Source organism: Streptosporangium sp. NPDC051023, from assembly GCF_040689595.1.
GTDB lineage: Bacteria > Actinomycetota > Actinomycetes > Streptosporangiales > Streptosporangiaceae > Streptosporangium.
Genome location: NZ_JBFBCE010000017.1, coordinates 26,329 through 49,344, shown reverse-complemented (window position 1 = coordinate 49,344; position 23,016 = coordinate 26,329). Strand labels below are relative to the sequence as shown.

Annotated in this window: 17 protein-coding genes; 7 read left to right on the top strand and 10 right to left on the bottom strand. The window is 70.6% G+C overall.

Annotation, left to right across the window (positions count from 1 at the left end):
* The 5 genes from AB0395_RS13800 to AB0395_RS13780 form a co-directional block, all read right to left on the bottom strand.
* Positions 1-2,097, bottom strand: a complete 2,097-nt coding sequence (locus tag AB0395_RS13800) for a glycosyltransferase family 39 protein (RefSeq protein ID WP_366280470.1) — start codon at positions 2,095-2,097, stop codon at positions 1-3.
* Entirely contained in the window at positions 2,094-3,302 is a 1,209-nt protein-coding gene (locus AB0395_RS13795) for a bifunctional glycosyltransferase family 2/GtrA family protein (protein ID WP_366280469.1), read from the bottom strand. Before AB0395_RS13795 ends, AB0395_RS13800 begins: the two co-directional genes overlap by 4 nt.
* Before the next feature lie 160 nt (positions 3,303-3,462).
* A complete protein-coding gene (locus AB0395_RS13790) occupies positions 3,463-4,863 on the bottom strand; it encodes a HAMP domain-containing sensor histidine kinase (protein ID WP_366280467.1) in 1,401 nt (466 codons plus the stop codon).
* Positions 4,864-4,876: 13 nt separating this feature from the next.
* Positions 4,877-5,590, bottom strand: coding sequence for a response regulator transcription factor (locus tag AB0395_RS13785; RefSeq protein ID WP_366280465.1), 714 nt, complete (start codon positions 5,588-5,590; stop codon positions 4,877-4,879).
* 102 nt (positions 5,591-5,692) lie between these two features.
* Entirely contained in the window at positions 5,693-6,907 is a 1,215-nt protein-coding gene (locus tag AB0395_RS13780) for a cytochrome P450 (protein WP_366280463.1), read from the bottom strand.
* Positions 6,908-7,011: 104 nt separating this feature from the next.
* Between AB0395_RS13780 and AB0395_RS13775 the strand changes: the two genes are divergently transcribed.
* The gene (locus AB0395_RS13775; protein WP_366280461.1) at positions 7,012-7,569 is read left to right on the top strand and encodes a helix-turn-helix domain-containing protein; all 558 of its coding nucleotides are present in this window, start codon (positions 7,012-7,014) and stop codon (positions 7,567-7,569) included.
* Here the strand turns inward: AB0395_RS13775 and AB0395_RS13770 are convergent.
* Both AB0395_RS13770 and AB0395_RS13765 read right to left on the bottom strand, forming a co-directional pair.
* Positions 7,558-9,072, bottom strand: a complete 1,515-nt coding sequence (locus AB0395_RS13770; RefSeq protein ID WP_366280459.1) for an NAD(P)/FAD-dependent oxidoreductase — start codon at positions 9,070-9,072, stop codon at positions 7,558-7,560. The genes AB0395_RS13775 and AB0395_RS13770 overlap by 12 nt on opposite strands.
* Before the next feature lie 261 nt (positions 9,073-9,333).
* Entirely contained in the window at positions 9,334-10,251 is a 918-nt protein-coding gene (locus tag AB0395_RS13765) for a LysR family transcriptional regulator (protein ID WP_366280458.1), read from the bottom strand.
* A 70-nt stretch (positions 10,252-10,321) separates the two neighbouring features.
* Between AB0395_RS13765 and AB0395_RS13760 the strand changes: the two genes are divergently transcribed.
* The 5 genes from AB0395_RS13760 to AB0395_RS13740 all read left to right on the top strand — a co-directional run bounded on the left by AB0395_RS13760 (position 10,322) and on the right by AB0395_RS13740 (position 16,942).
* On the top strand, positions 10,322-11,608 hold the full coding sequence (locus AB0395_RS13760) for a putative sulfate exporter family transporter (protein ID WP_366280456.1): 1,287 nt from the start codon (positions 10,322-10,324) through the stop codon (positions 11,606-11,608).
* A gap of 117 nt (positions 11,609-11,725) precedes the next feature.
* Positions 11,726-12,664, top strand: coding sequence for a pseudouridine-5'-phosphate glycosidase (locus tag AB0395_RS13755; protein WP_366280454.1), 939 nt, complete (start codon positions 11,726-11,728; stop codon positions 12,662-12,664).
* A 7-nt stretch (positions 12,665-12,671) separates the two neighbouring features.
* A complete protein-coding gene (locus AB0395_RS13750) occupies positions 12,672-13,622 on the top strand; it encodes a sugar kinase (RefSeq protein ID WP_366280452.1) in 951 nt (316 codons plus the stop codon).
* A gap of 64 nt (positions 13,623-13,686) precedes the next feature.
* The gene (locus AB0395_RS13745) at positions 13,687-15,330 is read left to right on the top strand and encodes a hypothetical protein (RefSeq protein ID WP_366280450.1); all 1,644 of its coding nucleotides are present in this window, start codon (positions 13,687-13,689) and stop codon (positions 15,328-15,330) included.
* Positions 15,331-15,388: 58 nt separating this feature from the next.
* Entirely contained in the window at positions 15,389-16,942 is a 1,554-nt protein-coding gene (locus AB0395_RS13740; protein WP_366280448.1) for an MFS transporter, read from the top strand.
* A gap of 25 nt (positions 16,943-16,967) precedes the next feature.
* Here the strand turns inward: AB0395_RS13740 and AB0395_RS13735 are convergent, their stop codons facing one another.
* The 3 genes from AB0395_RS13735 to fxsA form a co-directional block, all read right to left on the bottom strand.
* Positions 16,968-18,989, bottom strand: a complete 2,022-nt coding sequence (locus tag AB0395_RS13735; RefSeq protein WP_366280446.1) for a hypothetical protein — start codon at positions 18,987-18,989, stop codon at positions 16,968-16,970.
* Positions 18,986-19,876 (bottom strand): SIR2 family protein, encoded by an 891-nt coding sequence (locus AB0395_RS13730; protein ID WP_366280594.1) that lies wholly within the window; start codon positions 19,874-19,876, stop codon positions 18,986-18,988. The genes AB0395_RS13735 and AB0395_RS13730 overlap by 4 nt, the downstream gene beginning before the upstream one ends.
* A gap of 207 nt (positions 19,877-20,083) precedes the next feature.
* Positions 20,084-20,239, bottom strand: coding sequence for an FxSxx-COOH cyclophane-containing RiPP peptide (gene fxsA, locus AB0395_RS13725; protein WP_366280445.1), 156 nt, complete (start codon positions 20,237-20,239; stop codon positions 20,084-20,086).
* Between the two features lie 191 nt (positions 20,240-20,430).
* Between fxsA and fxsT the strand changes: the two genes are divergently transcribed.
* Positions 20,431-22,959 carry an FxSxx-COOH system tetratricopeptide repeat protein gene (fxsT, locus tag AB0395_RS13720; RefSeq protein ID WP_366280444.1) on the top strand — a complete coding sequence of 843 codons (2,529 nt, stop codon included), beginning with the start codon at positions 20,431-20,433 and terminating at the stop codon, positions 22,957-22,959.
* Positions 22,960-23,016: the final 57 nt, after the last annotated feature.

Genomic DNA, 23,016 nt, shown 5'->3' with positions numbered 1-23,016 from the left:
TCAGCCGCAGCGGTAGAGCGACTGGCCGTCCTGAGTGCCGCCGTACTCGGCCGCGGCGACGGCGGTGCAGTTGGCCTGCACCCAGGTGTTCACCTCCGAGCCACCCGCGTCGGGGCCGCCCCGGTCACCGCCGGGGATCACATAGCGGAGTTCGCCGGAGGCGACGAGTCCTTTGAGCCGGTCGACGGTCATGGCCGGGTCGCTGCCGGTGAAACCGCCCATGGCGATGACAGGCAGGCCGGTCGACAGAATGACCGACGAGGCGCTCTGCGCGCTGCTCACCGCGACCAACCAGGTCGCACCGCCCATGTTCTTTCTCAGGAAGGCGATCATCTGCTCGCTCACGCCCCCGCCGGGGCCACCGAACCCGCCGCGCATGCCGCCGCCGGGGCCACCCTGGCCCGGGTACCGGCCGCCCGCCCCGTCGCCGGGGAATCCCTCGGGGAAACCGCCTTCGGGAAGACCGCCCTCACCGGCGCCGGGCAGGCCGCCCCGCATTCCGCCGGGCATCCCGCCGGGTCCCCGCATGCCGCCGAAGCCGCCGCTTCCCTCGGGGCCCGCGGTGGGGTTGGTGCCGTTGACCGCTGAGCCGAGCGGAGTCAGGGCGTAGGCCGTGGGACCCGCGAGTCCGGCGACCAGCCCGGCGACCAGTGCGACCACCGAGAAACGCCGGGCGAGAACCCGTCCAGGCCCGGCCAGGAGCAGTCCGGCCGCCGCGACCGCCGCCGTTCCCGCGACCGCCCACGCCAGCCAGGGCACGAACTCAGGGGTACGGCGGAGCACCATGAAGGACCACGCTCCGGTGACGGCGAAGGCCGCGGGCAGCACCCACACCCAGGCAGGGGACTCCCGGTGGGCCCGCCACATCAGCACCCCGCCGAGACCGGTCAGCGCCGCGACAGCCGGAGCCATGGCGGTTGAGTAGTACGGGTGGAAGGTGCCGCTGGAGAAGCTGAACACCACGTAGTGGACCACGAGCCAGCCGCCCCACAGCAGCAGCGCCACGCGGGTCTCGCGGAGGGGGCGGCGGGCGGTCAGCACCAGCCCTGCGACGAGGGCGACGGCCGCGAAGGGCAGCAGCCAGGAGATCTGCCCTGCCATGACCTCGTTGAACAGGCGCCCGGCCCCTGACTCGCCGCCGAACCCCGCTCCCCCGCCGAAGCCGCCGCGCCCGCCGCCGGTGACGTTCTGGCCGAGGACACGGCCGAGGCCGTTGTAGCCGATGACCAGGTCCCAGACGGAGTTGTCCGTGCTGCCGCCGATGTAGGGGCGGCTCAAGGCGGGCCACAGGTCGACGACCACCATCCACCAGGCGCTGGAGACCACGAGCGCGGCCCCCGCGGCGAGCAGGCGGCCGAGACGGCGCGGCACCGTGCCGGGGGCCGTGGCGAGGTAGACGAGGGCGAAGGCCGGGAGCACCAGATAGGCCTGGAGCATCTTGGTGTTGAAGGCGAGGCCGACGAGGACGGCCGACAGGACGAGGGCGCGCGTCCGCCCGGTGCGGATCGCCTCCTGGCAGAACCAGGCCGCCAGGACCAGCAGCAGCACCAGGACGGTGTCGGGGTTGTTGTCCCGGTTGATCGCCACCGTGATCGGGGTCAGCGTCATCACCAGCGCCGCGACCAGCCCGGCCGCGTGGCCTGGGGTGCCGGGCAGCGCGCGCCGTACGGCCGAGTGCACCACGCCGACGGCGGCGACGCCCGCGACGGCCTGGGGCAGGAGCATGCTCCACGTCCCGAACCCGAAGATCCGCGCGGAGATCCCCATCACCCACAGCGCGAGCGGCGGCTTGTCGACGGTGATGAACGACCCGGCGTCCAGGGCTCCGAAGAAGAACGCCTTCCAGCTCCGGGTGCCCGACAGGATGGCCGCCGAGTAGTAGGAGTTGGCGTAGCCGTTGCGCCCGAGCGCCCACAGGTGGAGGACCGCGGCCAGCGCGAGGACCGCCCACAGGGCCGGGCGTGCCCACCGGGGGTCGCCGGGGGCGCCGAGCAGCGCCCTGCGCACGGCGGCGCGCGGTCCCGTGCCCTCCCCTCTCGTGGTCGCGGCCGGGGCCGTTTCTTCGGCGAGGGAGGGGTCGTGTCCCAGAGTGGTCATCGGCCTGTTCCCTTCACTCGGCGCGGATTGAAGACCCAGGTGCGCATCAGCAGGAAGCGGACCAGGGTCGCCAGGGCGTTGGCGACGACGACCGCGGCGACCTGGGCGGTCGCCGACGCCTCCGGCAGGAGGTAGCCGAGCAGGGCCAGGCCGCCGGTGCTCAGCAGCAGGCCGATGAGGAAGGCCATGCCGCCTTCGAGCTGGTGGCGCAGGGCGCCGGTGCGGCCGGTGACGCCGAAGGTGAAGCGGCGGTTGGCCGCGGTGTTGGCCACGGCGGTGACGAACAGGGCCACCGCGTTGGCGGCCACGGCGGACATCCCCGTCCGCAGGAGCACGAACAGCCCCAGGTGGGCCAGGGTGCAGAGCACGCCGATCACCGCGAAGCTGGGCAGCTGGCGGCCCATGCCGGTGGGCAGCTGGGCCCGCTGGACGCGCGGCGGGACCGGGATCCTGGCCGCGCCCGACAGTGCCTTGCGCGCGACCCTGGCCATCCCCTTCAGGTCGTCCCGCACCGTCCTGAGGATGTCCACCCGGCTGTCCGGGTCGTCGACCCAGTCGACGGGCACCTCGTGGATGCGCAGGCCGTGCCTTTCCGCCAGAAGCAGCAGCTCGGTGTCGAAGAACCACTCCTCGTCCTCGACGGCGGGCAGCAGCGCCTGGACGATCTCGGTGCGCGCCGCCTTGAACCCGCACTGGGCGTCGGAGAAGCGGGCGCCCATGGCCGAGCGCAGCAGCAGGTTGTAGGTCCGTGAGATGAACTCCCGCTTCGGGCCTCTGACGACGTTCGCGCCCCTGGACAGGCGGGTGCCGATGGCCAGGTCGCTGTGGCCGGACAGCAGGGGGGCCACCAGCGGCAGGAAGGCGTCCAGATCGGTCGAGAGGTCGACGTCCATGTAGGAGACCACGTCGGCGTCGCTGGAGGACCACACCTTGCGCAGAGCCCGCCCGCGTCCCTTCTCGTCCAGGTGGACGGCGTTCACGTGGGACAGTTCCCTGCCGAGGCCGGTGGCGATCTGCCAGGTGGCGTCGGTGCTGGCGTTGTCGGCGATCGTGATGCGGAAGCCGTAGGGAAAGGTGCCCGTGAGGTAGGCGTGCAGGCGCCGGACGCTCTCCGCGAGCACGCGCTGCTCGTTGTACACGGGTATCACGATCTCGACCAGCCGGGTGCGCACGGGCGCGGCCATCTGCTTCACGCTGTCCCCCATGGATGACGCCTCAGATCTCTCATGGCCCCAGGCTCATCAAGTGATCTTGAGTGATCCTGAGCCGCTCATTAACAGCCGGTGAGAAAACCAGCGGATCCAAGAGTGGCGTGAAATAGCTTGATATAACCGAAAAATCACTACGAAAGGGACGGCCTTACCGTCAGGCCCTGACGGCGGAGCCGGGCAGCCGCATCCTGGCCAGGGTGCCGCCGCCCTCCGCGTTCTCCAGGGTGACCTCTCCCCCCGCCTCCCGTACGGCCTGCGCCACGATGGCCAGTCCCAGCCCCGAGCCCGGCATGCTCCGCGCCGACGACGACCGCCAGAAGCGGTCGAAGACGTAGGGCAGCTCCTCCTCCGCGATTCCGGGACCGTGGTCCCTGACGGTCAGCTCGCCGCCGCCGAGCCGTACGACGACCGAGCCCGCGGAGAACTTCACCGCGTTGTCGAGCAGGTTGACCACGGCCCGCTCAAGGGCGGCCTGGTCTCCTCGCACGTACCACGGCTCAAGGTCGACCTCTATCGAGGTCTCCTGGGCGCGGAGCGCGGCCCTGCGCACCGCGGCCCCGACCACCTCGTGGAAGGCGACCTCGACGTGCGGTTCGTGCTCGCTCTCCGAGCGCGAGAGCTGGAGCAGGTCCCCGACCAGCGTGGACATCTCCTCGAACTGGGCCTTGAGGCTGGCCAGCAGCCTGCGCTTCGGGGCGGGGTCGAGCGGGCGCCCGGTGTTCTCGCTGCGCAGCAGCAGGTCGATGTTGGTGCGCAGGCTGGTGAGCGGGGTGCGCAGCTCGTGCCCCGCGTCGGCGATCAGCCTCCGCTGGCGCTCGCGGGAGGCGGCCAGCGCGGTGGTCATCGCGTTGAAGGAGGTGCCGAGCCTGGCGATCTCGTCGGTTCCCTCGATCGGGATGCGGGTGTCGAGGTCCTCGGTCCTGGCGACGTGCTCCACGGCCTCGGCCAGGCGGCCGACCGGGCGCAGCGCCGTACGGGAGATGAGCAGGCCCGCCAGGGCCGCGCCCAGGACGCCGAGCGCGGCGACCCCCGCCAGGATCCCGGCCAGCCAGGTCAGCGTCGACTCGATCTGGGTCAGCGACCGCGACTCCATCATCGCGACACCGGGCGCGACGTTCTCCGTCCGCACCATCACCGGGTCGCCGTCGTCGGTGACACCGTCGCGCAGCCCGGCGCCGCCGGGCGCGCCCTCGGCGACGATTCTGTCGGCCCGGGTCACCACGACCGCCGTCTGGCCGAGCACGCACCGCCTGCCGTTCGTGTAGACGAGCTGCACCAGGGGCAGGAAGGGGCGCAGCCCGTCGCCTCCCTCGGGGGACGTCTGCCCCGCCGCGCACAGCGTGACGAGCCTGTCGACGTCCCGGTCCATCGGCGGCCCCTCCCCGGGCGGGCCGCCGACTCCCCTGGGGTGTCGCTGGAGCGTCCGCTCGACCTGGGCGTAGAGCTGGTTGCGGACGATGAGCCAGCAGGTCCCGGCGCAGGCCGCGATGGCCAGGGCCACGGCCACCGCGATCAGGACGGTGAGCCGGGAGCGCAGGGAGTGGCGTTTCCTCATCGGGAGGGCCGCATCAGGAGGTCCGCAGCACGTAGCCGACGCCGCGGACGGTGTGGATCAGGCGGGGCCGTCCCGCGCTCTCGGTCTTGCGGCGAAGGTACATGACGTAGACGTCGAGGGAGTTGGACGAGGGCTCGAAGTCGAAGCCCCAGACCTGGCTGAGGATCTGCTCACGGGTGAGCACCTGGCGGGGATGGACCATGAACAGCTCGAGCAGGAGGTACTCGGTCCTGGTCAGCTCGAGCGGCTCGCCCGCCCTGGTGACCTCCCGGCTGCCGGTGTCCATCCGCAGATCGCCGTAGACCAGCACGTCGTCGTCCGTGCCGTCGCCCGCCGCGGACGCGGCCAGGGCCCCGCGCCGCAGCAGCGCTCTGACCCTGGCCAGCAGCTCGTCGAGCTCGAACGGCTTGACCAGGTAGTCGTCGGCCCCCGCGTCCAGCCCGGAGACCCGGTCGCCGACCGCGTCGCGGGCGGTGAGCATCAGCACCGGCACGTGGTTGCCTCCGGCCCTGAGCCTGCGGCAGGCGGTCAGCCCGTCCAGCCTGGGCATCATCACATCGAGCAGGACCAGCTCGTACGGCTCCCGCCCCAGCACCTCAAGCGCGGCCTGGCCGTCCTCGGCCAGGCCGACCCGGTATCCCTCGAACTCCAGGCTGCTCTGCAGCGCCTCCCTGAGCGCGGGCTCGTCGTCCACGACCAGCACCCGCGCCGCCTCACCATCGCCCATGCCCCCACGGTAGAGGCTCATCATGAGAACCCCATGAACACCCTCGGACGTGCCCGTCCCCGTCCCCGCCCGTGCTCCCGCCCCTGCCTTCGTCTCTGACGGTCACCACGTCACGGGGAGCGCCCGCATGCCGAAGATCACGCCGTCGTACTTGAACGGCAGCTCGTCGTCCTGCCCGACGACGCGCAGGGTGGGGATCCGCTCGAAGAGCGTACGGTAGGCGATCTCCAGCTCGGCGCGGGCGAGGTTCTGACCAAGGCACTGGTGCACGCCGTACCCGAACGCCAGGTGGTTGCGAGCGCCGCGCCGCAGGTCCAGCTCGTCGGGGCGCTCGAAGACGCGGGGGTCGCGGTTGGCCGAGGCACCGAGCACGAACATGCCCTCTCCCGCCCGCACGGCCTGGCCACCGATCTCCATGTCCTCGGTCGCGACCCGGTCGAAGGCGATCCAGTCGACGATCGAGTGATATCTCAGCAGTTCCTCGACGGCCAGTGGCCAGCCCTCGGGGTCGGCACGCAGCGCGGCGAGCTGGCCCGGGTCGCGCAGCAGCGTCAGGACGCCCAGCGGGATCATGTTCGCGGTGGTCTCGTGGCCCGCGACCAGCAGCAGGAACGTCATTCCGACCAGCGCCTCGTGGGAGAGCTCGCCGGTCTCCCGGCGCGCGGTCACCAGCCGCCCGACGAGGTTGTCCCCCGGCTCTCGCTCGGCCTGGGTGATCAGGCCGTCGAGATACTCCCAGATCTCCGCGAACGCGGTCATGGACTCCTCGGCGCCGATGTTCGCCTCGATCATCCTGCGGGTCCTGGACTGGAAGAAGTCGTGGTCGGCGTAGGGGACTCCGAGAAGCCTGCAGATCACCAGCGACGGCAGGGCCAGCCCGAACGCCTCGACGAGGTCGGCGGTCGAGCCCTGCTTGAGCAGGTCGCCGATGAGCCGGTCGGTCACCTCCTGGATGCCGGGACGCATCTCCCTGACCCGCCTGACGGTGAACTCGGGGATCAGCATCCGCCGGTAGACGTCGTGCTCCGGCGGGTCCATGTCGATGAACTGGCCCACCTGGAATTTCGCCCTGGCCTGCCGTTCCTCCTCGGAGGGCGGCCGTTCGGAGAAGGCGGCCATCGGGTGGCCCGGGGTCGCGGGGTTGGTGCTGATCCGGGGGTCGGTGAGCACCTGCTGCGCCTCGGCGTGCCGGGTCACCAGCCAGACGTCGCCGCCGGGCAGCCGCGTCCTGACCAGGGGCGCCTCCTCGCGGAGGCTCCCGTACTCCGCCGGAGGGGCGAACGGGCAGCCACGGGGAATGGGAAAGCTCTGAGCCATAAGGTTGCTCCTCACAGGCCGGTCATTCCACTTACTTACATGAAAGTAAGTTAGCCTGCACCGGCCGTCAAGCACGACACGAAACAGGGAACGGCGGAACGGCGATGAATGCCCGGCGCAGCGATACCCGGCAACGGATCCAGCAGGTCGCGCTGGAGCTGTTCGCGGAGCGGGGATACGAGAAGACCTCGTTGCGGGAGGTCGCGGAACGGCTGCAGATCACCAGGCCCGCGCTCTACTACCACTTCAAGGCGAAGGAGGACATCCTCAACGGTGTCATCGAGGACCTGAACCACTCGATCGACGAGCTCGTTGAGTGGGCGGGCGCCCAGCCGCACACGGACGCAGCCAGAAAGGTGATACTGGCCCGGATAGCGGTGCTCCTCGAGGACCGGTGGCGACCGCTCATCAGGTTCACCCAGGTCAACCAGGCCGTCATGTCCGACCTTCCGGCCGGCGAGCAGATGCGGCACCGCATGATGAAGATCGTCTCGGTGCTGGCGCGGCCTGAGGACGATCTGACCCGGCAGTTCGAGGCGAGGCTCGCGGTCATCGCGCTCATCCTGGGCAATGCCCCGTTCCTCCTGGGCCTGGACATATCCGACGAGGAACGGGCCGCGACGGCACTGACCGTCGCGATGAAGCTCGCCTCAGGTCAGTAGCGCCATCGCGGCGTTGTGCCCGGGGATGCCGCTGACCCCGCCGCCGCGCAGGGCACCGGCGCCGCAGAGCAGGATCCGCTCGAAGGCGGTCTCGACGCCCCAGCGTCCCGGCTCGCCGTACGGCCACGACAGGTCGCGGTGGAAGATGTGACCGCCGGGCAGGCCCGCCTCCGTCTCCAGGTCGACCGGGGTTTTCGCCTCCAGGCACGGGGTGCCGTCGGGGGCGCGCATCAGGCAGTCCTCGATCGGCTCGGCCAGCACCCGGTTCATCGAGGCCAGGGTGGCCCGCAGCGCCGCCTCCCTGGCCCCCTCCGGGTCGTCGCGGAACAGCCTGGCGGGCATGTGCAGCCCGAACAGGGTCATCGTCTGGGCTCCCGAGGCGCGCAGGCCCGCGCCGACGATGGACGGATCGGTCAGCGAGTGGCAGTAGACCTCGGCGGGAGGCAGCTCGGGGATGCGTCCCGCCGACGCCTCCGCGTGTGCGCGGGCGAGCTGGTCGCGGCCCTCGTTGATGTGGAAGGTGCCGCTGAAGGCCGCCGCCGGATCGACCCGCGCGTCCCTGAGCCGGGGCAGCCGTGACAGCACCATGTTGACCTTGAGCTGGGCACCCTCCGGCTCTGGCGTGCCCGCCCCCAGCAGGCGGGCCAGTACGGCGGGCGGCACGTTGGCCAGGATCCGCTCGCCCGTGACCGCGTGCTCCCCCGCCGCGTCGCGGAAGGCGACCTCCCCCGACGGGTCGACGCCGACGACCTCGGCGCCGGTCAGGATCTCGGCCCCGGCCGCGCGGGCGGCGTCGGCGAGCGCGCCGGACACGGCGCCCATGCCGCCGACCGGGACGTTCCAGTCACCGGTCCCGTCGCCGATCACGTGGTAGAGCAGGCAGCGGTTGGCCAGCAGCCCCTGGTCCCCGGGGTCGGTGAAGGTGCCGATCAGGGCGTCGGTGAGCACCACCCCGCGGACGGTGTCGTCGGCGAACCGCTCGTCCACGACCTCGCCGATCGGCCGTTCGAACAGCTCTCGCCACGCCTCGCCGCCGACCAGGTCTCGCATCGCGGCGCGGTCGACGAGGGGTTCCAGGAGGGTCGGGGCGACCCTGCGCGCGACCTCCGTGGTCATGGCGTAGAAACGCCGCCACGCCTCCAGCTCGGTGGAGCCGCCGGTGACCTGGGCGAACGAGGCGGCGGTACGGCCCGCGTCACCGTTGTCCACCAGCAGGCCGGTGTCCCCCACCGGGGTGTAGGAGGCGTAACGACGGCGGCGCAGCTCGATCCCGAGCCCGAGGTCGGCGACGATTCTCGCGGGCAGCAGGCTGACCAGGTAGGAGTAGCGCGAGAGCCTCGCGTCGACGCCGGGGAACACCCGCGCGGACACCGCCAGGCCGCCCACGTGGTCCAGGCGCTCCAGCACGAGGACCCGGCGGCCCGCGCGGGCGAGGTAGGCGGCGGCGACCAGGCCGTTGTGGCCGCCTCCGGCGATCACTACGTCATAGCGGGAACGGAACACGAGGCATCCCGGGTCTCTGGGGGTCGACAGGGGACCGGTCCCCGGGTCAGAGCCCGCTCTGCCAGTGCGGCTCAGGACAGAGCACGCTCGACTTCTCAGAAGCCAACATGCCCCGCACCATATAGCGAAGAAGACAAAACGGTCTATACCTGCCACTCGGTTCACTTCCCTGCCGAGCGGGAAAGGTCCGGCCGCATCCGCCCGCGGCGGGGAAAGATCTCAGACCACGCCTCCCTCCCGGACCGCTCGTGCCCTCCCGGGTCACTCCCGCGTCGCGGAAGTCGCGGAGAGGGTGATCCTCAGCAGGGTGGCGGCGGGTCCTGTGGGAGTCCGGCCACGCCGCCAGACGGCGCGCAGGCGGCGTTCGAGGTCGATGCCCCGGGTCTGGACCTCGATCAGGCGGCCGGTGGCCAGTTCCCCCGCGACGGCGTACCCGCTGAGCACGGCCGGGGCGGCCCCCTCGCTGGCCGCCCCCTTGACCGCGGCGTTCGAGCCCAGCTCGAGGCGGGGCGCGGCGACCTCGTGCCCCGCAAGCGCGCGGTCCAGGGTCTCGCGGGTTCCCGAGCCCCGCTCACGCACGACCAGCGGGGTCGCGGCCAGCTCCGCGGCCAGCAGCGCCGTACGGCGCCGCGCCCACGGATGGCCGGGCGCGACCACGACGACGAGACGGTCCGTCGCGACCACCCGGGAGGCGAGCCCCTGCGGGACCGACGGCCCCTCGACGAAGCCGAGTTCGATGCCGAGTTCGATGCCGCCGCCGACCAGCCTGGCGACCTCCGCCGAGTTCTGCACATCGAGCCCGACCTGCACCTGGGGTTCACGGCTCTGTAGTTCCCCGAGCCAGCGCGGCAGGAGGTACTCGGCCACGGTCATGCTGGCCGCGATGTGCAGGTGGGCCTCCCTGCCGTGCCGTACCGCCTCCGCGCCGCGCATGAGCTCCTGTGCCGCCGCCAGCACCTGCGACGCCCAGGCCGCGACCATCACGCCCTGCGGGGTGAGCGTGGAACCGCGTGGGGTGCGTTCGAGCAGGGGGAGCCCGAGGCGGCGTTCCAGCAGCGCGATCCGTTTGCTCGCCGACGGCTGGGCGATGCCCGCGGCCCTGGCCGCCTGGCCGAGGCTGCCCAGGCGGTCCACGTCGACGAGCAACCGCAGGGACTCCAGGTCGGGCAGATCGCTCATAGCTCTAGGCTATGACCTTCCAGGGAGATGGCGCCTACCGGCCGCCTTTGCCCGCTTCGAGACTCGAAGCATGACCCTCTCCCCGCCTTCCGGCCCCCGCCACCTGCCTTCCGGCTCCCGCCACGCGGGCGCGGCCGGTTCGAAGACCCGGCGGCTCCACAGGGTGGATTCGCCGGACCTCACCCCCGGTGAAACCACCCGCGCCCCGGGAGGCACGGACGCGCCTACCCCGTGGGACGCGCGTGAGGAGGCGCACGGGAAGGCGCCGCGGAGAGCGCGGCGGGAGAGGGCCTGGGCACGGGCCGCGCGGGGGGCCCGCGCCCTCGCTCCCGGGCTCGCCCTGACGGCCGCCGCCGTGACCGCGTCCCTGTGGGTGAGCCGCATGCTCCCCGGGGTGAGCGCGGCCGTGCTCGCGGTGGTCCTGGGGGTCGCGCTGACCAACCTCGGAGGCTTGCGTCCGGCGTTCGGCGCCGGGCTGCGGTTCGCGAGCCGCAGGCTGCTCCGCCTGGCAATCGTGATGCTCGGGCTGCAGATCGCCCTGCCCGAGGTGCTGGCGCTCGGCTGGCGAGCCCTGGCGCTGATCGCCGTCTCCACCGCCTGCACGTTCCTGGCCACCCGGTGGCTCGGACCGCGGATCGGGGTGAGCCCCCGTAGATCGCTGCTCATCGCGACCGGAGTCTCGATCTGCGGGGCCGCGGCGGTGGCCGCCATGCACGAGGTCGCCGACAGCGACGACGACGACGTGGCGAGCGCGGTCGGCGTGGTCGTCCTGTACGGCAGCGCCGCGCTCGTCGCGCTGCCGGTGCTCGCACGGCTCCTGGGCCTGACCCCGCACCAGCTCGGCGTGTGGGCGGGCGCCTCGGTTCACGAGGTCGCCCAGGTGGCGGCCGTTGGCGCGGCCGCGGGGGCGGGGGTGCTGGCGAGCGCGGTCGTGGTCAAACTGGCCAGGGTTGTGCTGCTCGCCCCGATCGTGGCCCTCACCTCCATCGCGCTGCGCCGTACCGCCGCCTCCCGCACCGCGGCGAAGCCCGCAGGTGAACCCGGCGACGCGCCTGCCGGGGACCTCACGACGCGGGCCGGGGAACCGGGAACGGGACGGCGCCCGCCGGTGGTGCCGCTGTTCGTGCTGGGGTTCCTTGCGACCGTCACGATCAGGAGCCTGGGCGTGGTGCCCGCCGGGGTCACCCAGATGCTCCCTCAGGTGACGGGATTGTCGCTCGCCGCCGCGCTCTTCGCGCTGGGGACGGGCGTCAACCTCAGGGAGCTGGTCCGAGGCGGGCGCTCGCTGGTGCTCGGCGGGGTGGCCACCACTGTCATCGGCGCGATCTCACTGATCGGCGTCGCCGCCCTCGGCTGATCTCCAAGTAGACGCCATCCGGTAACCCCCGTAACGTGCTCTTTCTGGAACAAGCAGCCTCTTTACCCCGTTTCACAGGGCATCCATCTGGCCCGGACGAGGAGACAGAACCCGCTCATGCGTACCACCCACCAGCCCATCGACAGCCTGCTCCGCCTGTCCGACGAGGTGGCCGAGGCACTGGAGCAGGGAGCTCCTGTCGTGGCACTGGAGTCCACGATCATCTCGCACGGTCTCCCCCAGCCCCGCAACCTGGAGGTCGCGGCAGAGCTTGAGGAGATCGTCCGCGAGACGGGGGCGGTGCCCGCGACGATCGCGGTACTGGACGGCGTGGCACGTATCGGCCTGGACAGGGACGGCCTGAAGCGGATCGCCACCGAGCCTGGCCTGCGCAAGCTCGGCTTCCGCGACCTGCCCGCCGCCGCGGCGCTCGGGGTCAGCGGGGCGACCACGGTCTCCGCGACCTCGTTCCTGGCCGCCAGGGCGGGCATCCGGATCTTCGCGACCGGGGGGCTCGGTGGCGTGCACCGCGAGTGGACCACGAGCCAGGACGAGTCCGCCGACCTCGACATGCTGAGCCGTACCCGCATCACCGTCGTCTGCGCGGGCGTGAAGTCGATCCTGGACGTGCCCGCGACCCTGCAGCGCCTCGAGACCCGCGGTGTCAGCGTCGCGGGGTTCCGCACCGACGAGTTCCCCGGCTTCTACCTGCACACCTCGGGCGAGCCTGTCGACTGGCGGATCGAGACGGCCGCGGAGGCCGCGGAGATCATGCGGGCCCAGGACGCGTTCGGCGGCCCGGAGACGGCGCTGATCGTGGCCAACCCGGTTCCGGTGGACGAGCAGCTCGACCCCGCCCTGCACGACCGGGTCCTGGCCGAGGCCCTCGCGGCGGCGGAGCGACAGAAGGTCACGGGACAGGCCATCACGCCGTTCCTGCTGGGCTACCTGGTCAGGGGCACAGGCGGCGCCTCGCTTGAGGCGAACCTGGCCGCCGTGCGCGGCAACGTCCGCGTCGCCGGGCAGATCGCGGCGTCGTGGAGCCGGGGAAACTGAGGCGGCCGTGACCGGAACGGGCCTGCTGGTCATCGGTGACGTCGTCACCGACGTCGTCGCGCTTCACGAGGGACCGGCGCTGGCGGGGCTGGCCGTGGGGACGGACACCACGGCCGACATCGTGCTGCGTCCCGGCGGCTCAGGAGCCAACACCGCCTCCTGGGCGGCCCACCTGGGCGCGGACGCGCGGATTCTGACCAAGGTCGGCTTCGACACCGGGGAGTGGCACGCCGCCGAGCTGCGCCGCAGCGGGGTCAGGGCGCACCTGCGGGTCGACCCGGAGCGGCCGACCGCCGTGGTCATCGCCATGGTCGACCCGACCGGAGAACGTTCCATGCTCACCAACCGCGGCGCGGGCGGCCACATCTGCGCCGACGACTGGGACGAGGGCCTGCTCGACGGGGTCGGCCACCTGCATCTGTCCGGCTACACGCTGTTCGCCGAGCCGGGACTTCAGCTGTCCCGGCTGGCCCTGGCGGAGGCCTCAAGGCGCGGTGTGACGATCAGCGTCGACCCGGCCTCGACCGGCTTCCTGCGCTCATTTGGCACCGAACGATTCATCAGGGAGACCCTGGCCGCCCAGCTGGTCATCCCGAACCTGGACGAGGCCCTGCTGCTGACCGGCGCGCCCTCCGCGGAGGGCGCGGCCGAGAAACTGAGCCGCCGGTACGGCGCCGCGGCCGTGAAGCTCGGCTCACACGGCGCCCTGATGGCCAGGGAAGGAAAGTTGACCGCACGGGTTCCCGGACTCGCCACCGAGGTGATTGACTCAACGGGAGCGGGTGACGCGTTCGCCGCCGGTCTGTTGACCGCCCTGCTGAGAGGGGCTGACGACGAGGCCGCGCTGGACACGGGACGCCGGGCCGGAGCCGAGGCCGTGACAGCGGTCGGCGGCCGTCCTCGCATTCTCGCGTCCGATTTGGGTACCAACCAGCTTTACCCTCTTAACACCAATTGATAGCTTGCGGCGTAGGCTGCACCATTAGCCACATGCGTCACTTTGGGGAGGTTGCGGTCCGCCGATGGATGCCGAGTCATCGATCTGCCTGAGCGATCTGGTCCCAGCCCTGCGCTGGAGCAGAGCCCAGCAGGTCGCCGAAGCCCTGGCCGATCCCCGCCTGCCCGCCGGGTGGTGGTCGTCGGTCGCCCTGCCCAAGGCCCTCAACACGGCCGGGCTCGACTGGGTCTGCGACCGGCTGGCCCGGCTCTCGGTGTCCCGCTGGGACCACCTGCCGCTGAGCGACGTGCTGCCCGCGTTGCATGTGCACACGGTCGATGCCACCCTTCCCGGCTGGCCAGAGCCCGCCCGCACGGCCATCAGCGGGATCGGCGGCTGGTCCAGGCTTCGCCGCCTGACCGCGGGTGACCTGGGCGGCTCCTCGCTGCCCACCGCTCCCGAGGTCGTGATGACCGCGGTGTTCCGCGAGGTGCTCAGCCAGATCCCCGGCGTCGAGCAGCCCGCCCAGGCCGCGCAGCCCGCCGCCGAGGCGCCCGCGCCCGCCGAGCCGCAGCAGCAGCCGCAGCCGCAGGCACCGTCCGTGCCCCAGCAGGCGCCGGTGCCGCAGCAGGCGCAGGCTCCCGAGCCCCAGCAGGCGCCGATCAAGCTCAGCGACTACCCGCTGGTCGGCCTGGTGGACAACATGTTCCGCGACTGGAACCCGCTCGAACGCGCGGTGGCCGTCGAGCGGCTGTTCGCCGTCGACCCGATCAGCCTGCGCGCCCTCGCGCACAAGCTCAACGCCGACCTCAGCGCCCTCTCCACCGCCCAGCGCGCCGCCGAGGAACGCATCCTGCTCTGGCTGCGCTCTTCGGAGTCGGCCCCGCTCACCGGCCACATGTTCGGGCTCACCGAGTGGCTGGGCGCCGCGGCGACCCAGGATCAGCTCGTCGGCGCCGACCCCGCCCACCCCGTCGAGGTGCCCACGCTGCGCACCCCGCTCTGGCGGGTGCTGGTCACGCTCATGCCGGACCGGCGGCTGCAGGACGGCTGGCTCGTCGTCGGCGACCTGGGAGGCCTGCGGGACCGTACCCGACAGCTCCTGGGAGGCAAACCGGCCGACGCCGAGACCTTCTCGCTGATGGAGCAGCGGCTCGGCATCCGCACCCACTCCGCGCAGGCCTGGCTCGACGCGCTCGCCGCGAGCGCCGACTCCCAGGGCGCCGCCGCCCAGGAGGCCCCGGAGACCGTCACCAAGCAACTGCCGCGCCGTACTCCGGGGGCGAACGGCCACCACCACAGAGGCGGCCAGCCGATCCCGCAGGTGAACACCAGCTCCATCGACCCCCGCGCGGCCCTGGCCACGTTGTCCGCCCTGTCGGGCGGCAACACCAGGCCCCACCTGATCACCAGCCAGCGCGCCCCGCTCCACCCTCCGACCAGTCCGACGACCGACCCGAGCCGCTGGCAGCGCATCGAGGTGACCAGCGAGCACCTGCGGGGCGGGCCGGTCGCGGTGCCCGAAGGGTACGCAACCCAGCTCGGCATGCGCCCCGGCACGCTGCTGTCGGTCACCGGTCCCGGCGACAACGCGGTGGTGCTGGTCTGGCGGGACCACCCGGTCTTCGACTCCCTGCAGCCGGTGCTGATGCGCCTGAACGCGCGCCCCGGCGACCAGGTGTACGTCACGGTCGACGGCTACCGTTTGGACGCCCAGCTGCCCAGCTGATCCGGACGGTCGCCCGGCAGACCAGTTGATCTTGCACCTCGGCGTTCTCTTCAGCGCTATGCTGCTGAACGCCTCACACGATGTGAAACGCACCGGGGCCGGTTTTCCTCAGGCCCCGGTAATCGCTCGTGCAAAAACCGTCATCATTTTTCTGAAAAGGGAAGTCAGTGTGGTCCCTCCCACCGCTGCGCCTGTGGGCTGTCCCCCAACGGCGCGGACGGGAACAGAGGACGAGCGCACTGTGGGGGCGGAACCCGGGAAGGGCGCGGAGACCTCGAACGGGTCAGGACGGACAGAGGCACCGGCACCCGTAGAAACACAGCACGAGAAGACGCCTGCGCCTGGAGGCAAGCAGAACCCGCTGCGGTTAAGGAACGCGGCCTTCACCCGTGTCTGGGCGGGATCGATCTTCTCCTCCGTGAGCTCTCGCACCTTGGGCGTCGCCTATCCCCTGCTGGCCCTGGCGCTGACCGGCTCGCCGGCGCTGGCGGGCTGGGCCAGCTTCACCCTGACCCTGCCGATCCTGCTCTTCTACGTTCCCGCGGGTGTCCTGGTCGACAGGGTGGACCCGCGCTCGCTCATGTTGTTCACCGAGACCTTCCGCGGCCTGGCGGTCACCAGCCTGCTCCTCGCGTTCGTTCTCGGAGTGCCGTCGATGCCGCACGTGCTGGCCGCGGCCTTCCTGGAGGGGACCCTGTGGGTTTTCTACACTCTGGCAGAGACGGCGCTGCTGCCCTCCCTCGTCCTTGAGGAACAGGTGACCAGGGCGATGGCGAGGAGCGAGACCGGCGCTCACATCGCGGTCCTGGCGGGCAGGCCACTGGGAGGACTGCTGTTCGGGATCGCGCACGCGGTGCCGTTCGCACTGGACGCGGTGCTGTTCCTCACGTCGACGCTCTGCCTGCTCGGCCAGACGTCCGAGGGGGAGACGCCCGGCGGAAGACGGCACCGGCAGGCACACGCCTTCAGGCAGATAGCAAGCGGCGTCAGAGAGCTGGCCGGCCGCGCGCTGCTGGCGGAGATGGTCGACGGGGTCAGGGAACTGGCCAGGCATCGGTTTCTCCGCAGGGCCATGGCGCTGACCACCGTCACCAACCTGATGGTCAACACCCTCATCATGATCTTCATCGCGGGTTCGGCGAACCTGTCCCCGCTGGAGGTCGGGCTGGTCCTGGCGGCCGGGGGCGTGGGCGGGGTGCTGGGGTCGAGTTTCGCCCCCAGCGTGAAGCCAAGACGCGCCATGCTGTTCACCCAGATGTGGATCTGGGTGTTCGCCCTGTCTCTGGCGGCACTCGGCGAGCACCCCCTCTTCTTCGGCCTGGCGACGCTGATGACCGGATACACCGGAGCACGCAACAACGTCGCCATCAGGAGCTTCGAGATCCACGCCGTCGACAGGAGCAAGCTCGCGCGGGTCACGAGCGTCCACCGGCTCGCGGTGTACGGCGCCGTGTGCCTGGCCGCGCCTCTCGGCGGGGTCCTCGTCTCGGCCTTCGGGACACACGAGGCGGCCATGAAACTGTTCAAGGCGATGTTCGCCATCGCCATCGCCGTGACAGCCACGCGCTTCCTGCGCTGCATCGCCGTGACGGCCACGCGCCTCCCACCCTGAGACGCCAGGCCCGGGCCACCCGTGATCAAGCCGGCCCGATCAGGCGATCGGCCTCCGGCCCCATGTGCGCGGGCAACGCCGGAGCCACGGCCCTCTTGGCCAGCCGGGCCAGCTCCACGGCGGAGGCGCGGTCACCGGCCAGCGCCTTGAGCCTGGCCGCATAGAGCAGCACGGGGCCGTGATCCCCCGCTTCGGCCAGCACCGCGGTGATCTCTCGTTCCGCCTCCGCGAAGCGCCGGACGGACGCCAACGCGAGGGCGTGCGCGGCACGGGTGGACGGCCATTGCAGCGGCCTGGCCCGGTCCAGGTCTCGCAGCGCCGCCTGCGCGCGTCCGAGGTCGGCGAGAATCTCACCTCGCGCCCGCAACGCCTCCGTGAGGTTTCCCTCCCTGGCGAGCACGTCGTCGAGAACGTCCTTCGCCGCCTCGGGGTGGCCGCCGTACCACAGCGCCCAGGCGAGCTCGGTCTGGATGCTCATGTCGTTGGGAACCCGGCTTATCGCGGAGTGCAGTTCCCTGACCGCGACGGCGGGGCGTCCCTGGGCCAGCCGCAGCCGTCCGATCCCCGCCAGCAACCTGCCGACGGCGGAGGTCGCCCCCAGCGTCTCGAAGAGGACGGCGGCGGTGCGGTAGTGCGAGACCGCCTTGTCGAAGTCCTCGCGCTTGTGCGCGACGTTGCCCAGAAAGGACTCGATCTCCGCGCGGAGCCGGGTATTGTCCCCGCTCCGTTCCAGGGCCTCCTCTGCCTGTTTCGCCGCGAGCCTGAACTCGCCGTCACGCAGGGAGCGCTCGGCCGCGCGGAGGTACTCGCCGGGCTCGGTCCGGCCGTCCACGTACGCCGCGCCGCTATCGCTCTGCAGGATCGGCTGGATGAGGCGCTCGTGGGACAGCTCGCACCACCGCGTGCCCGCCCTGATGTCCTCGCGTAGGACATGGCGGTCCACCAGCGCCCTGACCACGGAGTTGGACACCCCCGCGGTGACGGTCTCCCCTTGGTAGACGATCTCACGCGTGCCAAGCTCGGTGATGAAGTTACGGCGCAGCCAGCCCCTGAGCCCGGCGACGTCGCCGTCGAAGTGGTCCCGGGCCACCTCCGCGATCATCCGCTCCGAGAAGTCGGTGAGGGATCGGTCGGCGTTGGCGAACCGGCGGACGTGGTCGGCGGAGATGACGCGTACGTCCTCGGGCAGAGAGTGCCACATCGCCGAGCAGACGACCTGCAGCTGGACCGGTTCGACCGTCTTGACTTCGACGACGACCTCGTCGCCGAGAACCGTGCTCACCTTGATCATACGAAGGTCGTCGACCAGGCAGCGCGCCGCGCCGGTGGCGAAGGAGCGCGCTGTGCCCTCCAGGGGTCCCTCGGTCGCCCGCACCGCCGAGACCACGTCGAGCGCGGCCAGCGAGAACCGGCTTCTGGCCATGCCCGCCAGCTTCGGCTCATAGGGAAGAACGGCGGCGAGGTAGTCCTCCCGGATCGAGATGAGCAGGCGCAGGTTGGGGTTGTCGTCCAGCGCCTCGGCGAGCTGGCCGATGAACGACTCGCGGTACGACTGGCGATGGGCGAAATCCCGGAACAGCTCCTCCGCCTGGTCGATCGCGGCCAGGGTGAGCACCGGATCGCCGTAGGGATCCTGGCGCGGCGGGCGCCGCCGCAGGAACTCGCGGAGCGTGAGACCGGCCAGCCGGGTCGGCGTCTCCTCGGGGGACCATGAGGACAGCAGGGCGAAGACGTGCGGGTTGTGCTGCGAGAGCGCGGCGGAGGGAAAGGCCGAGCCGTGTGAGACCCGGCCGATCGGGAGGATATCCGTTTTGTTTGGATCCAGCAGCGGAAGGACTCCGGCCTGGATCAGCGAGGTCTTGCCCACGCCGGACGGCCCGTACAGGACGGTCAGCCGGTTGGCCTGCCACAGGTCGGAGACCTCGTGGGACTCCCTGGCCCGGCCGAAGAACTTGGAGTCGTCCTCCCTCCGGAACGCCCGCAGGCCGACATAGGGCTGATCGGCCGCCTCCGAAGGAAGGCCCGGGTGAGGGGCGCCGGGGGTCACGACACCGATCCCATCCGTCGCCGCAGCTCGCGGCAGAACTCCTCGGCCGTTCCCCAGAAGATCGAGATCCGCCAGCCCTCGTAGTATCTGGCCAGATCGTTCTGGACCTGCTGGACGTCCATCCGGGTACGCGCCAGGGAGGGGGCGAGCTGAACGCTCACGTGCCTCCGGCGGTTGATCCCGGGAACCGCTTTCAGCAGGCCGTAGAAGAAGACGCGAAACGTCCAGTCCTGGAGACTGTAGCCGATGAAGAGAAGGGGCCTTCTGGTCAGCGCCGCGAGAATCGAGGCGGGAAGCATTCTCTGGCTTTCCGCGACGCCGTCCACGGCGAGGTTGGTGAGGAACTCGATATAGTCGTCCTCCGCCAGGACGATCGACGCCGGATCCTGCAGGTTTCCATGCAGGTGATAGATGAGCGGCGCGTCGGGCTTCGGATTCCATCCCGCCTCGCTGCCGAAAAGATCATCCGCATAGGCCAGCCCCCTGTTCCAGGGACATATAGCGACATTTGGGTTTTTTCCGACAGCTTTAAGCGATCGAAAGATGAAATCGTCGTAGTTCGTCGTCAGATACACCGGCAGCGGGAAATCGGCGAGCAGCGCGTGCGGCTCCAGCGGGTCCAGGAAGTCCGGGACCCCACCCGCGCCGAGTGCTTTGCAGATCCGTCTCTTGATGTAGATGGATTCGCCGTACTTCATCGCCGCGAACTGCGCCACCTTCGCAAGGTTGTGATCGTCGTCGAAGGGGTAGCCCGACTGCCTGGCCATTTCCCGACTCAGCATCGCCCCGGTGGGGAGGGTGCCGGCGCAGGCGCCGGCCCCCAGGAAGGGCGTGCAGTCCCCGCTGACGAGCTGGTCGATCAGCCGCTCCCACTCCGCGTCCCCCATGTCGTGCACGCAGGACACCACCTCACGGACCGGGGGCCCGGCCGCCTCGCGGACCCGAAGGCGTACGACTCTATTGGCGCACCCGGCGGCAGGGTCAACCCCCGGCCGCCGGTGGCGCCCCCTCGGGACCGGGGAAGGCGAGAGGGCGCCGGGACGCTTCGCGGTCACTTTTCCGCCGCCGTTTTCCGGAAACAGCGGGACGACCGCTCAGATCGAGCTCTGGAATCCTGCCACCGGCTCGCCCGAGTCTTTGGCGAACCACTCGAGCACCCTGCGCAACAGACCGTCCTCGACCCCTTGAAGCGCTTCAAGGGAGAGATCACGGACATCAAGACTGATCTGTCCCGACTCGATATCATGCATACATGCTCCCTTAACCAACGCATCGGGCACCGGGATTCCGGCCGACCCAAAACACCGAAGGCCGCGTCCCTTTGCCGGCGAATCCTCCGTGGTCTGTGTTTGACATTCTATGTGATTCTGTAATACGCGCCCCTTCGAATCAACCTCTAGTATGGCCTCATAATCCCTTTGACCTGAAAGGGGAGGCCGGAGTGACGGAGCTTTCACACGCGACGAACGCAGTGCCGGAGCGGCAGCCCGAGGTCTGGGAGAAGGTGCCGCCGAGAAACAGGAACTTCACCGGCAGGGAAGACCTCCTTCTCGGACTTCGGCAGGGCATCAGCACCGTCACGGCGGTCGTCCCCCAGCCGCAGGCGCTCCAGGGCCTGGGGGGCGTCGGCAAGACCCACCTGGCCATCGAGTACGCCTGGCGCTACCGGTCGCACTACGACCTCGTATGGTGGATCCCCGCGGACCAGCGCGTCCTGGTGCCGTCGGCGCTCGCGGCGATGGCCCCGTACCTAGGGTTGCCCCCCGCCTCCGCCACCGGTGTCGAGGACGCGGCGGAGTCCGTGCGCAAGTCGCTGCAGAACGGCGACCCCTACCGCCGCTGGCTGCTGATCTTCGACAACGCGGAGGAGCCGGGCCACGTCGAGGAGTTCATCCCGCGCGGCCCCGGCCACGTCCTGATCACCTCGCGCAACCCCAAGTGGGAGGACCACTTCGAGACCCTCCAGGTCGACGTCTTCCATCGCGAGGAGAGCGTGACGTTCCTGAAGAAGCGTCTGCGCGGGGAGGTCTCGGACGAGGACTCCTCACGCCTCGCCGAGCAACTCGGAGACCTGCCGCTCGCGCTGGAGCAGGCGGGGGCGCTGCAGTACGAGACGGGGATGTCGGTCGATGAGTATCTCCACCTGCTCGAGGAGCAGACGAGCAGGCTGCTGGGCGCGAACAAGGCATCGGGGTATCCACTGTCAATGACCGCCGCGTGGCGGGTTTCGGTCTCGCTCCTGGAGGACCGCCTTCCCGAGGCGATCAAGGTCCTGCAGTGCTGCGCGTTCTTCGGCCCCGAGCCCATCCCGCGTGACGTCTTCCGCAGGGGCAACAAGGCCTTCGTCCCCCGGCTGAGTGCGATCCTGTCCGACCCCATCCTGCTGGCCAAGGTCCTGAGCGAGCTCAGGCGCTTCGCGCTGGCCAGGATCGATCCGACCACCCGCACGATCCAGGTGCATCGCCTGGTCCAGGCGCTGCTACGCGACGACCTACCGGAGGCCGACCAGCTGGAGGTGCGCCACGAGGTTCACGTGCTGCTGGCGGGCGGCGCCCCCACCGATCCCGACTCCCCGGGAAAGTGGCGTGAGTTCGAGGAGTTGGTGGCCCATGTCAGGCCCTCGGACCTGGGTAGTTCCTCAGACCCCGGGGTTCGCAAGTTCGCGCTCGACATCGTCCGTTACCTGTACGTGGCGGGGAACTACCAGTCGGCCCGCACCTTCCTGAAGGACTTCATCGACAAGTGGGCGAAGATCGGCGGGGCGCGCCATCCGGACGTGCTGGTCGCCTCGAAACACCTGGGCAACGTCCTGCGCGCGCTCGGTCAGTACGGCGAGGCGTACGACGTCGACAAACGAACCCTCGACGAGATGCACGAGGTGTTCGGTCCCGACCACGCCGAGACTCTGCAGACGACCAACGGCTACGGAGCCGACCTGCGCGCCCGTGGCGACTTCCTCGCCGCCCGCAAGCTGGACGACCAGTCCATGGAGGCCCACGAGCGGATCTTCGGCCTCACCGACGCCTCCACCCTGCGCGTCAAGAACAACCTGGCTCACGACTACGCCCTCACCAGTGACTACATGACGGCGCGGAGACTCCACAAGGAGACCTACCTAGAGCAGAGTGACGCGGTCGGCATCGGCGGCGCCGCGGTGCTGACATCCTGGAACAGCCTCGCCAGGACCGTCCGGCTCTGCGGCGACTACAGCGAGGCCTGCGACCTGGGCGAGGAGGCCTATGCCTACGGCCTGCAGGAGCTGACGCTCGACCACCACATCACGCTGCTGACGGCCAAGGACCTGTCCATCGCCAAGCGCAGGTCGGGGGAGGTCGACGAGGCGATCAGCCTCGCGCGCGAGACGCACACCCGGCTTCAGCGGCTTTTCGGAGACGAGCACCCCGACACGATGGCCGCCGCCGTCAACCTCTCCAACGCCCTGCGAACGGGCGGAGAGATCGACGAGGCGTTCGCCATAACCGAGAAAACCGTGCCCCGCTATCCCAAGGTGTTCGGCCCCGACCATCCGTACAGCCATGCCTGCCGGGGAAACCTCGCGGTCCTGCACAGACTCATGGGCGATCCCGGGACGGCGAGGGGCCTGAACGAAGAGGTCCTGAGAGGTCTGGCCACCAGGATCAGCCGGAATCACCACTACACCCTGGCCTGCTCCATCAACCTCCAGACGGACCTGGCGGTCACCGGCGAGAACGCCCGCGCCCGCGAACTGGGCGAGGACACCCTCGGCAGGCTGCGAAGGATCTTCGGGCAGAGCCACTTCCTGACGCTTTCCTGCGCGTCCAACCTCATCATCGACCTGAGAGCGGCGGGGGCGGAGAAGGAGGCCGAGCTGCTGCGTGCGGACACCATGCGCCGTTACGAACGCCCCCTGGAGTTCGCCCACCCCGATGCCTTCCTCGCCCACCAGGGCAGGCGCATCGATTGCGACTTCGACCCGCCGCCGATCTGACCCGCGACCGGGGCTGGATGAGAGGTGAGGCGGGGCCGGGCGGAGAACCGGTGAGGC

Excerpts from the sequence above, each read along its gene's own strand:
- AB0395_RS13800 (WP_366280470.1), bottom strand. The coding sequence starts at position 2,097 with ATGACCACTCTGGGACACGACCCCTCCCTCGCCGAAGAAACGGCCCCG.
- AB0395_RS13795 (WP_366280469.1), bottom strand. The coding sequence starts at position 3,302 with ATGGGGGACAGCGTGAAGCAGATGGCCGCGCCCGTGCGCACCCGGCTG.
- AB0395_RS13790 (WP_366280467.1), bottom strand. The coding sequence starts at position 4,863 with ATGAGGAAACGCCACTCCCTGCGCTCCCGGCTCACCGTCCTGATCGCG.
- AB0395_RS13785 (WP_366280465.1), bottom strand. The coding sequence starts at position 5,590 with ATGGGCGATGGTGAGGCGGCGCGGGTGCTGGTCGTGGACGACGAGCCC.
- AB0395_RS13780 (WP_366280463.1), bottom strand. The coding sequence starts at position 6,907 with ATGGCTCAGAGCTTTCCCATTCCCCGTGGCTGCCCGTTCGCCCCTCCG.
- AB0395_RS13775 (WP_366280461.1), top strand. The coding sequence starts at position 7,012 with ATGAATGCCCGGCGCAGCGATACCCGGCAACGGATCCAGCAGGTCGCG.
- AB0395_RS13765 (WP_366280458.1), bottom strand. The coding sequence starts at position 10,251 with ATGAGCGATCTGCCCGACCTGGAGTCCCTGCGGTTGCTCGTCGACGTG.
- AB0395_RS13760 (WP_366280456.1), top strand. The coding sequence starts at position 10,322 with ATGACCCTCTCCCCGCCTTCCGGCCCCCGCCACCTGCCTTCCGGCTCC.
- AB0395_RS13755 (WP_366280454.1), top strand. The coding sequence starts at position 11,726 with ATGCGTACCACCCACCAGCCCATCGACAGCCTGCTCCGCCTGTCCGAC.
- AB0395_RS13745 (WP_366280450.1), top strand. The coding sequence starts at position 13,687 with ATGGATGCCGAGTCATCGATCTGCCTGAGCGATCTGGTCCCAGCCCTG.
- AB0395_RS13740 (WP_366280448.1), top strand. The coding sequence starts at position 15,389 with ATGCTGCTGAACGCCTCACACGATGTGAAACGCACCGGGGCCGGTTTT.
- AB0395_RS13730 (WP_366280594.1), bottom strand. The coding sequence starts at position 19,876 with ATGGGGGACGCGGAGTGGGAGCGGCTGATCGACCAGCTCGTCAGCGGG.
- fxsA (WP_366280445.1), bottom strand. The coding sequence starts at position 20,239 with ATGCATGATATCGAGTCGGGACAGATCAGTCTTGATGTCCGTGATCTC.